The organism is Mycobacterium sp. 134 (genome assembly GCF_048282715.1).
GTDB lineage: Bacteria > Actinomycetota > Actinomycetes > Mycobacteriales > Mycobacteriaceae > Mycobacterium > Mycobacterium septicum.
This window is the reverse complement of sequence record NZ_JBLVUN010000008.1, coordinates 3344869-3358791: the sequence shown is the minus strand read 5'-3', so window position 1 is coordinate 3358791 and position 13923 is coordinate 3344869. Positions and strand designations below refer to the sequence as shown.

13 protein-coding genes are annotated in these 13923 nt (G+C 66.5%); 9 read left to right on the top strand and 4 right to left on the bottom strand.

Annotated features, from left to right (window positions below; genetic code table 11):
• Positions 1-24: 24 nt before the first annotated feature.
• The 3 genes from cydB to ACNQVK_RS20820 form a co-directional block, all read right to left on the bottom strand.
• Entirely contained in the window at positions 25-1074 is a 1050-nt protein-coding gene (gene cydB / locus ACNQVK_RS20830; RefSeq protein ID WP_409549944.1) for a cytochrome d ubiquinol oxidase subunit II, read from the bottom strand.
• A gap of 11 nt (positions 1075-1085) precedes the next feature.
• Entirely contained in the window at positions 1086-2597 is a 1512-nt protein-coding gene (locus tag ACNQVK_RS20825) for a cytochrome ubiquinol oxidase subunit I (RefSeq protein WP_418031020.1), read from the bottom strand.
• A gap of 85 nt (positions 2598-2682) precedes the next feature.
• Complete coding sequence (locus ACNQVK_RS20820; RefSeq protein WP_409549942.1) at positions 2683-3273, bottom strand: HdeD family acid-resistance protein; 591 nt, start codon at positions 3271-3273, stop codon at positions 2683-2685.
• Positions 3274-3480: 207 nt separating this feature from the next.
• Between ACNQVK_RS20820 and ACNQVK_RS20815 the strand changes: the two genes are divergently transcribed.
• The 8 genes from ACNQVK_RS20815 to ACNQVK_RS20780 are packed head-to-tail and all read left to right on the top strand — an operon-like array spanning position 3481 to position 11151.
• Positions 3481-4368: an ABC transporter substrate-binding protein gene (locus tag ACNQVK_RS20815; RefSeq protein WP_418031019.1), complete on the top strand. Its 888-nt coding sequence runs from the start codon at positions 3481-3483 to the stop codon at positions 4366-4368.
• A 7-nt stretch (positions 4369-4375) separates the two neighbouring features.
• Positions 4376-5278: an amino acid ABC transporter permease gene (locus ACNQVK_RS20810; protein ID WP_409549940.1), complete on the top strand. Its 903-nt coding sequence runs from the start codon at positions 4376-4378 to the stop codon at positions 5276-5278.
• A 20-nt stretch (positions 5279-5298) separates the two neighbouring features.
• Positions 5299-6051 carry an amino acid ABC transporter ATP-binding protein gene (locus tag ACNQVK_RS20805; RefSeq protein WP_409550031.1) on the top strand — a complete coding sequence of 251 codons (753 nt, stop codon included), beginning with the start codon at positions 5299-5301 and terminating at the stop codon, positions 6049-6051.
• Between the two features lie 10 nt (positions 6052-6061).
• Positions 6062-6919: a sulfurtransferase gene (locus tag ACNQVK_RS20800; protein WP_418031018.1), complete on the top strand. Its 858-nt coding sequence runs from the start codon at positions 6062-6064 to the stop codon at positions 6917-6919.
• 57 nt (positions 6920-6976) lie between these two features.
• On the top strand, positions 6977-8140 hold the full coding sequence (gene macS, locus ACNQVK_RS20795) for a MacS family sensor histidine kinase (protein WP_418031017.1): 1164 nt from the start codon (positions 6977-6979) through the stop codon (positions 8138-8140).
• Positions 8137-8790 carry a response regulator gene (locus ACNQVK_RS20790; RefSeq protein WP_418031016.1) on the top strand — a complete coding sequence of 218 codons (654 nt, stop codon included), beginning with the start codon at positions 8137-8139 and terminating at the stop codon, positions 8788-8790. The genes macS and ACNQVK_RS20790 overlap by 4 nt, the downstream gene beginning before the upstream one ends.
• Positions 8791-8833: 43 nt before the next feature.
• Entirely contained in the window at positions 8834-10606 is a 1773-nt protein-coding gene (locus ACNQVK_RS20785) for a DUF2339 domain-containing protein (RefSeq protein WP_418031015.1), read from the top strand.
• 59 nt (positions 10607-10665) lie between these two features.
• The gene (locus ACNQVK_RS20780) at positions 10666-11151 is read left to right on the top strand and encodes a Dps family protein (protein WP_418031014.1); all 486 of its coding nucleotides are present in this window, start codon (positions 10666-10668) and stop codon (positions 11149-11151) included.
• On the opposite strand, the gene ACNQVK_RS20775 is transcribed toward ACNQVK_RS20780, so the two are convergent.
• Positions 11148-12476: an adenylate/guanylate cyclase domain-containing protein gene (locus tag ACNQVK_RS20775; protein ID WP_418031013.1), complete on the bottom strand. Its 1329-nt coding sequence runs from the start codon at positions 12474-12476 to the stop codon at positions 11148-11150. The two genes, ACNQVK_RS20780 and ACNQVK_RS20775, sit on opposite strands and share 4 nt — an antisense overlap.
• A gap of 222 nt (positions 12477-12698) precedes the next feature.
• Between ACNQVK_RS20775 and ACNQVK_RS20770 the strand changes: the two genes are divergently transcribed.
• Complete coding sequence (locus ACNQVK_RS20770; RefSeq protein ID WP_418031012.1) at positions 12699-13676, top strand: hypothetical protein; 978 nt, start codon at positions 12699-12701, stop codon at positions 13674-13676.
• Positions 13677-13923 lie beyond the last annotated feature (247 nt).

The following is a 13923-nucleotide window of genomic DNA, read 5'->3' as shown; positions in this document are numbered from 1 at the left end:
GGACGCCGAGTGCGCGCCAGAGATTCAGGCCGACCGCCGTGACAACCCGACCGGTGCCGGGATCCGATCGGCGGAGATGCGCTTCCGGAACACCCAGTAGGTCCAACCCTGGTAGATCACCACCAGCGGTGCGAACACCAGACCCGCCCACGTCATGATCTTCAGCGTGTACGGCGAGGACGAAGCATTGTGGATCGTCAGGCTCCAGTCCGGGTTCAGGCTGGAGGGCACGAGATTGGGGAACAGCACACCGAACAGCAGAACCACCACTGCGGCAACCACAACGGTGGTGCAGAAGAAGGCCCAGCCCTCGCCGCTGCGGCGGTAGACCAGCGTGACCGCCGCCAACTGTGCGACAACCGCGGCGGCCAGCAGGAACCAGGTCCAGCCCTTGCCGTGGGCCAATTGGGTCCAGATACCGAATCCGGCGACCAGGACGGTGGCCGGAATGGCCAACCGCGTGGCGAACTGGAATGCATCCGTACGGATCTGGCCGCTGGTCTTCAAGGCGAGGAACACCGCGCCGTGGAAAGCGAACAGCGCTCCGGTGGCCAGCCCGCCGAGCAGCGTGTAGGCGTTGATGATGTCACCGAACGCCAGGTGCATCTGCCCGTTGGCGTCCACCGGAAGGCCGCGAACCAGTCCGGCGAACGCGACGCCCCACAGGATCGCCGGCCCCCAGGAACCGATCGCGATGGCGATGTCGGCCCACCGCCGCCACCCGGGATCGTCGATCTTGCCGCGCCATTCGATCGCCACCACGCGCACGATCATCGCGAAGAGGATGGCCAGCAAGGGTATGTACAGCCCGGAGAACACCGTGGCGTACATCTCGGGGAAGGCGGCGAACATCGCTCCGCCCGCAGTGATGAGCCAGACCTCGTTGCCGTCCCACACCGGGCCGATCGTGTTGAGTGCGGCACGGCGGTACAGCTCGGGGTCCTCGCCCCGGGCAGCGGCCGTCCGGCCGCAGAATGTCATCAGCATGCCGACGCCGAAGTCGAATCCCTCGAGGATGAAGAACCCCAGGAACAAGACGGTCAGCAGGATGAACCAGAGTTCTTGTAATCCCATCGATCCGCTCCTCAGTAGGCGAACGACAACGGTGCGACCTCGTCATCGCCGGGTGGCGTCGGCGGGGCAGGTTCGGAGTCGTGCTCCAGCGGTCCCTCGACGACATAGCGCCGGAGCAGGTAGAACCACACGACCGCCAGCACGGCGTACACCAGGGTGAAGGTAATGAGAGACAGCCACACCAGGCCTGCCGAATGGCCGGAAACCCCCTGGGCGACGGTGAGCCGGATGTCTTGATCGCCGGTCGGATTCGGTACCACCACCCACGGTTGGCGACCCATCTCGGTGAATACCCAACCGGCACTGTTGGCCAGGAAAGGGGTGGGAATCGTCAGCAGGGCGAACCAGCTGAACCAGCGCTGCTGGGGAATCCTGCCACCGCGGGTCAGCCACAGAGCGGCCAGCGCGAACAACCCTGGCACAGCCAGGAATCCGATCATCGCCCGGAAGGACCAGTACGTGACAAAGAGATTGGGCCGGTAGTCGCCGGGGCCGAACTTCTCCTCGAATCTCACCTGCAGGTCGGTCACCCCTTCGAGGTGCACGCCGGTGAACTTGCCCTCGGCCAGGAACGGCAGGACGTACGGCACTTCGATGAGGTGCACGACGCTGTCGCAGTTGTTGTGGGTACCGACGGTCAACACCGAGAAATTGGGATCGGTCTCGCTGTTGCACAACGACTCTGCCGATGCCATCTTCATCGGCTGCTGCTGGAACATCAGCTTGCCCTGAGCATCGCCGGTGAAGAACAGCGCGACCGCGGAGATCAGCATCACCCAGCAGCCAAGGATGGTTGCGGGGCGGTACATCGCGGCGGCATCGTCGCCGGTTGTGGGGGTGGCGTGCGAGGCTTCCGAGTTGGTGTGACCCTGGGCCGGGCCCGGACCTCGGCGGTGCAGGCGCACCATCCACCATGCGCACACACAGGCCACGAAGGTGCCCGCGGTCAGGAAGGCCCCGGCGACGGCGTGGCTGAACGCCGCGATCGCGGTGTTGTTGGTGAACAGCGCGACGATGCTGGTCAGCTCGGCGCGACCGGTGTCGGGGTTGAAGTGTGCGCCGACCGGATGCTGCATGAACGAGTTGGCGGCGATGATGAAGAACGCCGACATGTTGACGGCGATCGCCACAATCCAGATGCAGGCTAGGTGGACCAGCCGGGGCAGTCGGGTCCAGCCGAAGATCCACAGACCGATGAAGGTGGACTCGAAGAAGAAGGCGACGAGGCCTTCCATGGCCAGCGGCGCACCGAAGATGTCGCCGACGAAGCGTGAGTATTCGCTCCAGTTCATTCCGAACTGGAACTCCTGCACGATGCCGGTGGCGACGCCGATCGCGAAGTTGATCAGGAAGAGCTTGCCGAAGAACCGCGTCAGCCGGTACCAGTTGTCGTTTCCGGTGACCACCCACACCGTCTGCATGATCGCGATCAGCGGTGCCAACCCGATAGTCAGCGGCACGAATATGAAGTGGTAGACGGTGGTGATTCCGAACTGCCACCGTGATACGTCCAAAGCGTCCATCTGGCCCTACTTCCGAGGTCTCAGACCAATCTACGACGGAGTGTAGTAGATGGTTCGGGGCCAGGCGCCGACCTTGACCGGTGTCTTACGTCACCGGAGGCGCCTGGTGTGAGATTGCGGCTTTGAGCTTCTTGGCATCGCTGCGGATTCCGAAGGCCGAGATGACCTCGAATACCCCGACGACGATCAGGATGATGCCGGTGACCTGAGTCAGGGCGACCAGGCCTTCCAGCGGGGCGACGAACATGATGATGCCGGCGAGGACGCTGACGATGCCGAGGATGATCTCCCAGATGCGCCCAGGCAGGGAGGGGTCCCCGATGGCCGACATCGCCGTAGCTACGCCGCGGAAGATGAATCCGACACCGATCCAGATCGCCAGCAGTTGGATCGAATTGTCCAGGTTCATGAAGCAGAGGACGGCCAGCACGAGTGCCGCGGCGCCGCCGATGAACAGCAACACGCGGCCACCGACCGACGAACGGATGCTGAACGCCAACACGAGCTGCGAGATACCCGTGATCAACAGATAAGCGCCGAAGAAGATGGCGGTGACGAAGATTGCGGCACCGGGACGGATGAAAACGAGGATTCCGAGGAGGATGGCAAGGATGCCGGTGACCAATGCCGTCTTCCACAGGTGCGGCAACAAGCTTGGGGCAGCGGTGGTTTCCATGGTCGCAGTCTGGCACACACAGCGGCCCTGAACACGGATTTTACGGTACGGCTGTGGCGCTGAAGCATGCTCGTTAAGGTTCCGTTACCGGCGCTGCATCCCCGGCCGGAGGCCATTAACGTCTCCGTTTTGGGATAGCCCGAGCCCAGCCGCAGACAGAGAGAAGAGGCAACCGTGACTGTTGGATGTCGTCCCCGACGAAGCAAGATGTGGCGTTTCGCGGTGGTGGTTGCCGCGAGCGGTGCGCTCGTGATGTCGGGTTGCGCGAACAATACCGAATCCGGTGGGTCCGAAACCAAGACGACGACCGCGGCAAAGGTTGAGAAGGTGGACGCGATCGCCAACACCTTGCCGGAGCCGATCAAGTCGAGCGGCAAACTCATCGTCGGTACCGACCCGTCCTACCCGCCCAACGAGTTCAAGGATCCCGCCGGGCAGATCATCGGCTTCGACGTCGATTTGATGAATGCGATCGCCGCCACGCTGGGCCTCACCCCGGAGTACCGGGCGTCGTTGTTCGACAAGATCATCCCGTCGGTACAGGGCGGAAACTACAACGTCGGCATGTCCTCGTTCACCGACTCGAAGAAGCGCGAGGAGCAGGTCGACTTCGTGACCTACTTCAGTGCCGGTTCGGCGTGGGCGCAGAAGGTCGGTGCGGGGATCAACCCAGAGGATGCGTGCGGCAAGAAGATCGCGGTGCAGACGGCCACGGTGCAGGACACCGACGAACTGCCGGCGCGCAGCGAGAAGTGTGTCAAGGACGGCAAGCCTGCGATCCAGGTCGTGAAGTTCGACGACCAGACTGCCGCCACCAGTGCGGTCATGCTCGGCCAGGCTGACGCCATGTCGGCCGATTCGCCGGTGACGGCGTACGCGATCAAGCAGAGCAACGGAAAGCTTGAGGCGGCAGGGGAGGTGTTCGATTCCGCCCCGTACGGCTGGGCGGTGCAGAAGGGCTCGCCACTGGCGGCGTCACTGCAGCAGGCTCTGCAGCACCTGATCGACAACGGCGTCTACAAGCAGGTGGCCGCGAACTGGGGTGCCGAGAACGGGATGATCGAGAAGCCGGTCGTCAACGGTGCGATCAACTGAGCCGCCGATGACCGATGCATCGCCGCCGCCCGCCATCGACGCTGTTCCGCTGAGGCATCCGTGGCGGTGGGTGGCGGCGATCGTCATCCTCGTGCTGCTCGGGCTGTTCATCTATGGCGCGGCCACCAACGAGGCCTATGGGTGGGGGACGTACGCCAAGTACCTCTTCGACGAACGCATCTCGCAAGCAGCCTGGAACACGCTGCAGCTGACCATCTATTCGATGGTCCTGGCGCTTGTTCTCGGCGTGCTGCTCGCCGTGATGCGGCTGTCGCCGAACCCGGTTCTCAAGGCCGTGGCCTGGACGTATCTGTGGATCTTCCGCGGCACACCGATCTACGTGCAGTTGGTGCTGTGGGGCCTGGTCCCGGTGATCTACAAGAACATTCAGATCGGCGTGCCCTTCGGCCCGAGACTTTTCGAGTTCAGCCTCTCCGATCCGAACGTGTTCTGGCTGGCGGTGCTCGGCCTGGGTCTCAACGAGGCCGCCTACATGGCCGAGATCATCCGGGGCGGCCTGATCTCGGTGCCCGAAGGCCAGACGGAGGCGTCGGTCGCGCTCGGCATGTCGTGGGGAATGACCATGCGCCGCACCGTTCTTCCCCAGGCGATGCGCGTCATCATCCCGCCGACCGGCAATGAGTTCATCAGCATGCTGAAGACCACGTCACTGGTCACCGCCGTTCCGTACAGCTTCGAGTTGTACGGTCGCTCAAAAGATATCGGGGTCGCACTGTTCGAGCCGGTTCCGCTGCTGCTGGTGGCGTCCACCTGGTACCTGGCGATCACCAGCGTCCTGATGATCGGGCAGTACTACCTGGAGCGGCACTTCTCGCGGGGCGCTTCGCGCAAGCTCACCTCGAAACAACTTGAGGCCTTGGCCAAAGCGCAGATGGGAGTGACGAGTTGACCGCCGCCGCCGCCGAACCGATGGTGCGCGCCGAGAGTGTGTGCAAGAACTTCGGTGCCCTGCACGTCCTCAAGGGCGTGACGTTGGACGTTGGCAGGGGCGAGGTGTTGTGCATGGTCGGCCCGTCGGGCTCGGGCAAGTCGACGTTCCTGCGGTGCATCAACCATCTCGAGCAGGTCAACGCGGGGCGTCTCTATGTCGACGGGGAGCTGATCGGCTATCGCGAACGCGGCGGCAAGCTGCATGAGATGGCCCCGAGGGACGCCGCGCGGCAGCGCCGTGACATCGGCATGGTGTTCCAGCATTTCAACCTGTTCCCGCACCGCACTGCGCTGGACAACATCATCGAGGCACCCATCCGCGTCAAGAAGGTGAAGAAAGACGCCGCGGTGGCCCGCGCCAAGGACCTGCTCGATCAGGTCGGGTTGGCCGCCAAGGCCGACGCGTATCCCGCCCAGCTGTCGGGCGGACAACAGCAGCGGGTGGCGATCGCCCGCGCACTGGCGATGAATCCGAAGCTGATGCTGTTCGACGAGCCGACCTCGGCACTGGATCCTGAGCTGGTCGGTGAGGTGCTGGCGGTGATCAAGAAACTCGCGGGCGAGGGCATGACGATGGTGGTCGTCACCCACGAGATGGGTTTCGCCCGCGAGGTCGCCGACAAGCTGGTGTTCATGGACGGCGGCGTCATCGTGGAGAGTGGCCCTCCCCGCGAGGTGATGGCCAATCCGAAACATGAACGCACAAAGGAGTTTCTGTCGAAGGTGATGTAGCGTCGATTGCGTGGTTTCCACACGAAATGATGTGTTCGTCACGGTCGGTGAGCTTCGCGAGCACATCGCCTCGGGGGCGCCGGTGACGGTGCTCGACGTGCGGTGGACGCTGGCCGAGCCCGACGGTGAACAGGCCTATCTCGGCGGTCATCTGCCCGGCGCCGTCTACGTCTCGCTCGACGATGACCTGACCGACCACCGGGTCACCGGTCGCGGGCGTCATCCGCTGCCGTCGGGAACCGACCTGCAGGCCGCGGCCCGCAGGTGGGGTGTGCGCAGCGGTGTGCCCACCGTCGTCTACGACGACTGGAACCGCGCTGGATCGGCCCGGGCCTGGTGGGTGCTGACCGCGGCCGGGATCGACGATGTCCGCATCCTCGACGGCGGTCTGTCGGCCTGGTCTGCAGCCGGCGAGGCCCTGCAAACCGGCCCGGTCACGCCGGCACCCGGAGACGTCGACGTCGTTCACGACGACCTCTACGACGGAGCCCTTCCCACCCTGACCGCCGAAGCGACACAGTCTGCCGTGGACGTGCTGCTGGATGCACGGGCGCCCGAACGGTTCCGCGGGGACGTCGAACCGGTCGACCCGGTGGCCGGCCACATCCCCGGGGCCGTCAATCTGCCCAGCACCCAGCTGCTTTCCGCCGACGGCACGCTGCTCCCGGATAGCGCCCTTCGCGCGCTGCTGGCCGACCGGGGCGTGACGGGCGATGCCGGAGTCGGTGCGTACTGCGGATCGGGGGTGACGGCGGCGCTGGCGGTGGCCGGGTTGGCCGCGGCCGGGGTGGCCGCGGCGCTGTATCCCGGGTCGTGGTCGGAATGGGCCTCCGACCCCGACCGGCCCGTGGCCCGGGGTGAGCGGTAGCCGCGACGCGCGAAATCGCTGCGCGCAGGCGCCGGGCGGCAACTTTATGCTGGGCCAATGCAGCGCCGCCCCGATCCGGTCACGCCTTTGTGGCGTGCCGCGCAGATCTTTCGGCTGCTCAGCTGTCTGTACGCGCTGGGGTTCCAGATAGCGATCAACGACGATCTGGCGCGTCCGGTGCTCGCCGGTGTGCTCTGTGCGGTCCTGATCGCCTGGAGCATCGCGTGCGCGATCGCCTACCTGCAGGGTTTCGGTCGCCGTCCGTCGTGGGTGATTGCCGAGGTCGCAGTGGTACTGGCCCTCATGCTGTCCACCGAGTTGGTGGCCTCCGACCACTGGATCGCCGACAACCAGTCGTGGCCGACCACACTGTGGGCGACGAATGCCACCATCTCGGCGGCACTGCAATTCGGCCCGGTCGGGGGTATGGCGGCCGGGCTCACGGTGATGGCTGCGGCGGCCGCGCTGAAGGGCTACGTCAGCATCAATCTGGGCCGCAACGCCACCATCGTCATCGAACTGGCGGTGGGGTTGGCGGTGGGGATGGCCGCCCAGACCGCGCGCCGTGCCCACGCCGAATTGGAGCGCGCAGTGCGGCTGGCCGCGTCGCTGGAGGAACGCGAGCGATTGTCGCGCCGGGTACACGACGGGGCCATTCAGGTGCTGGCCCTGGTATCACGGCGTGGGCGCGAGATCGGCGGCGAGGCAGCGCAATTGGCCGAACTCGCGGGGGAGCAGGAGCGTGCCCTACGCAGGCTGGTCAGTGCTCCCGACCCGGAAGTGCACACCGGCGGGGCCGCCGACATCGGCGCGTTGCTGCGGGCCCGCGCCTCGGATCGCGTATCGGTCAGCTTGCCGGCAGAACCGGTGCTGCTCGAACACGGGGCTGCCCATGAGTTGTTCGCCGCGGCGAGCAACGCCCTGGACAACGCCGCCGCGCACGCCGGGCCCGACGCCCGGGTTTTCGTCCTGCTGGAAGACCTGGGGGATTCGGTGACGGTGAGCATCCGCGACGACGGTGTCGGCATCGGTGACGGACGGCTGGACGAGGCGGCCCGTGAAGGCCATGTGGGAATCGCGAAATCCATTGTGGGAAGGATGGATTGGTTGGGTGGTCGGGCGCATTTGCACACCGCGCCGGGATGCGGCACGGAATGGGAGCTGACGCTGCCCCGCCCGGGCCGCGCCGCCGTCGAGAAGGGTGGCAAGGGACAGCCATGACCGATACTGCACTGACCGTGATGGTCGTCGATGATCATCCGATCTGGCGCGATGCGGTGGCTCGCGATCTTGCCGACGAGGGTTTCGACGTCGTGGCCACCGCCGACGGTGTGGCTTCCGCGCGCAGGCGGGCCGGCGTGGTGCTGCCCGATGTGGTGGTGATGGACATGAGCCTGTCCGACGGCAGCGGTGCCACGGCCACCGCGGAGGTGCTCACCGCGTCGCCGTCGTCACGGGTGCTGGTGCTCTCCGCCTCCGACGAGCGCGACGACGTCCTGGAAGCGGTGAAGGCCGGGGCCACCGGGTATCTGGTGAAGAGCGCGTCCAAGGCCGAGCTGACCGAGGCGGTGCGCGCGACTGCCGAGGGACGTGCGGTGTTCACCCCTGGGCTGGCCGGGCTGGTACTCGGCGAGTACCGGCGGATCGCTCAGCGGCCTGACGACGGACCGGCCACTCCGAGCCTGACCGAGAGGGAGACCGAGGTGCTGCGCCACGTGGCGAAAGGGTTGACGGCCAAGCAGATCGCGACGCGCCTGTCACTGAGCCACCGCACGGTGGAAAACCATGTCCAGGCGACGTTCCGTAAGTTGCAGGTCGCCAACCGGGTCGAATTGGCGCGCTACGCGATCGAACACGGCCTCGACGAGTAGTCCTACTCATCACGGCAGCTGATTTTGTTGCCACGATGACGGCATGAGCGAACCTCATCGCGTTGTCATCGGCCGGATGTCGTCGGATCTTGCCGCGATTTCGGCCTATATGAACCGGGTGTCGGCGGATCTCGGTGAGTTGGGCCGCCTGCTGGATCAGGTGCCGGCGCCTCCTCCGTTGTCTGCGCCTCCGGTGGTCTCGATGTCGCAGGCGGCGGTCACCGCCCCAGTAGCGCCGCGGCCTGTACCCGCAACCGGTCCGGAACGGTCGGAAGGCTGGATCGGCAAGGCGCTAGCAGTGGCCGGGGTGACGGTGACACTCACCGGTGTGGTGCTGCTGCTGGTGCTGGCGGCGCAGGCAGGGATTCTGCGACCGGAGTTCCGGGTTGCCGCGGGCGCAGTTCTGGCTGCAGGGCTCGTCGGCGTCGGGTGGTGGCTCTATCGCCGGCCGGGTGGCCGGGTCGGGGCGATCGCGTTGGCCGCGACGGGCGTTGCCGCCGCGTACATGGACGTGATCGCCGTGACGACGATCTATGACTGGGTGTCGGCGCCGGTCGGTCTGGCGTTGGCCGCGGTAATCGGTGGCGGCGGCCTGATGCTGGCGCGCCGGTGGAACTCCGAGCAGCTGGGCTTGTTGGTCCTGGTGCCGCTTGTCGGCCTGGCACCGGCGATCACCGACGGCGTGACCTTGTTGTTGATCGGATTCATGCTGGCGCTGTCGGCGGCCGCGCTGCCGGTCCAGTTCGGTCGGGACTGGGTCTGGTTGTATGCCGCGCGTACCGCGGCGGCCACCTTGCCGCTGTTGATCGCGCTGGCGGCGACCTCGATCGACGGGCGGCACGACCTCGTGCTCGCCCTGACCTGCGGGCTCGCCGCTGCGCTGGCGTTGGCGGGTGGAGTGCTCGTGTTGCGTTGGTCCACCAGGCCGGCGGCGACGGCGGTGCTGACGGCGGGCGGCGTCCTGCCGGTGCTCTGTGTGGCGGCTGCGGTCGACCGTGTCATCGCAGCCCTCATGGCGGCAGCGCTGGCGGCGGCCCTGGTGGCCATCGTGGCGGTCGGTGACCGGGTGCCCGGGGTGAGCGTCGTGGTCCGCCAGGTGTGGTCGGTGCTCGCGGCCGTCGCCGCGCTGATCTGCGTGCTGGTGGCCTTCGACGGGCCGGTGGCCGGGCCGCTGCTGCTGGCGATGGCATCGGTGGTCGCCGTGGCCGGCCGCCGGCACGGCGTGACACGGTGGATAGCCGTGGGTCTGGCGGCGGTGGGCGGCGTCATCTATCTCGACTCCGCCGGCCCCGACACCCTGGTCGAGGCTACGAAACTGTCTGCAGGACTTACAGGTTCGGTTCTGATTGGCAGTGTTCTGGCCATCGCTTCAGCCGCCGCCATCTCCTGGGCATGGTCGGTCGACGGTGAGGCGGATCAGGAGGTTGTCCGGCTGGTGTGGGTGGCCGCGGCTGCCGCGGCCGGGTATGCGGTAACGGTGTTCGCCGTCACCGCCGGCGTTGCCGTCGGCGGCACCGGGGCCGGGTTCTTCGGCGGCCACATGGCTGCGACCATCTGCTGGATCGCGGTGGCGGCCGGGTTGCTCGGCTATGCGGCGCGGCGGCCCAAGGCGCAGCGATCGCTGCCGATCGGTTGCGGGATGGCACTCGTGGCCGCCGCCATGGCGAAACTGTTCCTTTTCGACCTGGGCACTCTCGACGGGATGTTCCGGGTCGCGGTGTTCATCGTCGTCGGGTTGGTGCTGCTGGGCATGGGCGCCGGATATGCGCGCCTGCTCAATCAGCAGGACCAGGTGGCCGGCGGGCGGTCGGTGTGAGCGTCACCACAGATTCATTAATCTGGATTGATTCCAGATTAGGTCTCGTTGTGTATGGCATGAGTACACGTCGAAACGAATCCGATATCCAGGGTTACCAGGCCGCACCGGAGCTCGGCGGTCATCTTCAGCAGGTGCTCGTAGACCTGATCGAGCTCGGGCTCCAGGGCAAGCAAGCGCATTGGAACGTCGTCGGCACGAACTTCCGCGATCTGCACCTGCAACTCGACGAGGTCGTCGATTTCGCCAGGGAGGGCAGCGACACGATCGCCGAACGGATGCGCGCGTTGGACGCCGTTCCGGACGGACGGTCGGACACCGTCGTGGCGGGCACGACGCTTCCGGAGTTCCCCGCCTACGAGCGCAGCACCGACGAGGTGGTCGACCTCGTCGCCACGCGGATCTACGCGACCGTGGGCACCTTGCGCGGGGTGCACGATTCGGTGGACGCGCATGACCCCACAACCGCCGACATCCTGCACCAGCTGATCGATGGACTGGAGAAGCTGGCATGGCTGATCAAGTCGGAGAACCGCAAGGTCTAAACGCCGGCCGGCGGCACGATCGAGGCGGTACGCATCGGACTGGCATTCTCCAGCCGGTTGCGGACCGCCTCGTCGTCGCGTCGCCCGACCAGATACCAGGTGTGCATCAGGCCTTTGCCCTTGATTTCGACATCGCCGCGTTCCTCGAGCACGAAGGCGTGGCTGATCCGCTCGTAGACGTTGTGCGGCACCTGAATTCGCCCGGCCACGTCGGTGGTCTCCATGCGTGAGGCGACGTTTACCGCGTCGCCCCACACGTCGTAGAAGAACTTGCGGGCACCGACCACTCCGGCCACCACGGGACCGGCGGCCAGACCGATTCGCAGCGGCACAGCCCGGCCCCGCGGATCCTTGAGGTCGGCGACGGCGTCGGCCAGGTCGAGGGCCAGGCAGGCCAGGGCCTCGATGTGATCGGTGCGCGGCTTGGGCACCCCGGCCACCACCATGTAGGAGTCACCGCTGGTCTTGACCTTCTCCAGGCCGTGACGATCCACCAGCGCATCGAGATCGGTGTAGAGCCGATCCAGAAAACCCACCAGGTCTGTCGGGGTGATGTCGCTGGCGCGTTCGGTGTATCCGGCGATGTCGGCGAACAAGATCGAGGCGTCGTCGTACTTGTCGGCGATGATCGTGCGTGACGGTTCTTTGAGTCGCTGGGCGATCGTGGTCGGCAGGATGTTGCCCAGCAGCTGCTCGGACCGCTGATACTCGGCTTCCATGGCCTGCTCGGCCCGGGACATTTCGCGCAGCGACAACCAGACCGTGGCAAACACCATGACCGCGGCGGAAACAGCTGAACTCACGAAGCCGGCGGTCAGTGCCCACGGCGGCCCGACGCCCCGGTCGTCGGGAACCAGGACTTCCAGCACGATCGTGGCGGCCACTCCCAGGGCCGCCAATGTCCCCGCCAGCACGATGCGCTCGATTCCGAACACCAGGACCGCCAGCGACGCCGCGACTAGGAAGTAGAACTGCAAGCCGGAACCGGTGCCGATCGCGAAGCACATCACCGACACCGACACGTACGCGAAGAGGAAGAACGCCAGTGGCGCGATCAGCTCGCCGAACCGGTACAGCAGTGGCACCAGCAGGAACAGAGCTGCGGAAAGTAGGTTGACGAAGGCCAGCCGCCACATGGGCCCGCCCAGGGCCAGCTGGAAGATTCCGAACCCTCCCGACACCGCGGCGGCGATCCACGTCGCGATGGTCAACACGCGCAGACGGCTCGATATGCACTCGGCGTAATGCCGAGTGCGGGCCGACACGCGGTTGTTCAACGCGACCTCGGGTATACACACCGGGCGGCGGAACTCGCTGACCACCACGAACAAAGCGTATCGCCGTCGGCCACCCGGCCGGTCGACATTGGCCGTGCTGCTCTCAACGGCACCGTCCAGCAAACACAGCCTGATCGCGGTATGTCACAATGGGAACTTGTTCCAGTGAGCGCGGCACTTCTGCCGCCGATCTCTTCTGGGGGGGACTCCTTCGTGGACCGGTCATGGATGCGGTACACCGCAGCTGGCTGTGCAATCGCTTGTGGCGCCATGGTGGCCGGCGGCGTGCTCGGTACGGGTGTGGCCTCGGCTCACCTGTTCGGCATCGACATCGACGTCCTGGACATCTTCGATCACAAGGAAAAGAAGAAGAAGTCCGATCACAGCGCCAAGGTCGGTAACCAGCGAACCGGTGCGTCCAAGAAATCTGGTGGCAGCCTCGGCGGGCCGAATGCGTCGGCAGGGCCGAAGGCCAAGGTGGGCGCAAGCGGGGCGTCGGCGCCTTCGGCCGCCCGTTCCGCTTCGACGGCCGATGCTCCGCAGTCCACGGGCGTCGGCACAACCGGGCAGTCTCCGTCGGCGGCCGTGACCGGTGGGACCGGGCAGTCTCCGTCGGCGGCCGTGACCGGTGGGACCGGGCAGTCTCCGTCGGCGGCCGTGACCGGTGGGACCGGGCAGTCTCCGTCGGCGGCCGTGACCGGTGGGATCGCGCAGGCGCCCTCGGCGGTCGTATCCGGCGGCGGGGGAGGCGGCGGAGGAGTGCCGACGAACGGCAACATCGGCAGGGCCCCGAATCTGGCGCCCGTACCCACCGCGCCGAGCAGCCGGGCAATCGTGATCAGGTCAGCCCCACCCAAAGCCCCTGCCGCCCCGGCCCCGGCGGCACCTGCGGCGCCGGTCGCTCCCGCGCCGGTTGGCATCCCTCCGGTTCCGGTGCTACCGGCGCCGGTGCCGTCGGCGCCGCCCGTGGGTGCGCCGCCCGCCGCTCCGATTGCGCCGATCGTTCCCGCCCCCAGGGTTGAACCCCCGGCAGCGCAGCAACTTTCGGTACCTGCTGTGCCAGAGTCGTTCCGGCTCGGTTACGCCGACTATCTGCGAACGGCCAGCACAAGCGACCTCCTGTTGGCGGTGCTGCCCGGACTGGGCGGCATGGTGCTGATGACGGCGGCCGGCGGTGTTGTCGGTTTCCGCCAGGCGCGGGCCGCGCAGACACTCCCGTCGCCGCAGATCGCCCGATTCCTGCCCTAGGCGCATTCAGAAATCTGGTAGCACCTGAACCCGGGTGACCGGGGTGGCTGGATTGTGCCGGCGCGAGCGTCGGATGTATTCATCGCCTGAGCGGCCGGATGCGTAGACCTGCGAGCGGCAATGGCGCACTCCGTGGTCCTTTCATAGAAAATTCATAGCTGGTTCCCAGTGGCCGAGCAGCGCGAATGGCCTCGGAGGTGCCCGAACAGTGGTAACACCGCCGGTGCCGGTTGGTGTGCCAGCGGGT

What these genes read in the sequence shown, in the direction of transcription:
- macS (WP_418031017.1), top strand. Translation starts at nt 6,977, where the DNA reads ATGCAGCGCCGCCCCGATCCGGTCACGCCTTTGTGGCGTGCCGCGCAG.
- ACNQVK_RS20770 (WP_418031012.1), top strand. Translation starts at nt 12,699, where the DNA reads ATGGTGGCCGGCGGCGTGCTCGGTACGGGTGTGGCCTCGGCTCACCTG.
- ACNQVK_RS20810 (WP_409549940.1), top strand. Translation starts at nt 4,376, where the DNA reads ATGACCGATGCATCGCCGCCGCCCGCCATCGACGCTGTTCCGCTGAGG.
- ACNQVK_RS20780 (WP_418031014.1), top strand. Translation starts at nt 10,666, where the DNA reads ATGAGTACACGTCGAAACGAATCCGATATCCAGGGTTACCAGGCCGCA.
- ACNQVK_RS20815 (WP_418031019.1), top strand. Translation starts at nt 3,481, where the DNA reads ATGTGGCGTTTCGCGGTGGTGGTTGCCGCGAGCGGTGCGCTCGTGATG.
- ACNQVK_RS20825 (WP_418031020.1), bottom strand. Translation starts at nt 2,597, where the DNA reads ATGGACGCTTTGGACGTATCACGGTGGCAGTTCGGAATCACCACCGTC.
- ACNQVK_RS20785 (WP_418031015.1), top strand. Translation starts at nt 8,834, where the DNA reads ATGAGCGAACCTCATCGCGTTGTCATCGGCCGGATGTCGTCGGATCTT.
- cydB (WP_409549944.1), bottom strand. Translation starts at nt 1,074, where the DNA reads ATGGGATTACAAGAACTCTGGTTCATCCTGCTGACCGTCTTGTTCCTG.
- ACNQVK_RS20805 (WP_409550031.1), top strand. Translation starts at nt 5,299, where the DNA reads ATGGTGCGCGCCGAGAGTGTGTGCAAGAACTTCGGTGCCCTGCACGTC.
- ACNQVK_RS20790 (WP_418031016.1), top strand. Translation starts at nt 8,137, where the DNA reads ATGACCGATACTGCACTGACCGTGATGGTCGTCGATGATCATCCGATC.
- ACNQVK_RS20820 (WP_409549942.1), bottom strand. Translation starts at nt 3,273, where the DNA reads ATGGAAACCACCGCTGCCCCAAGCTTGTTGCCGCACCTGTGGAAGACG.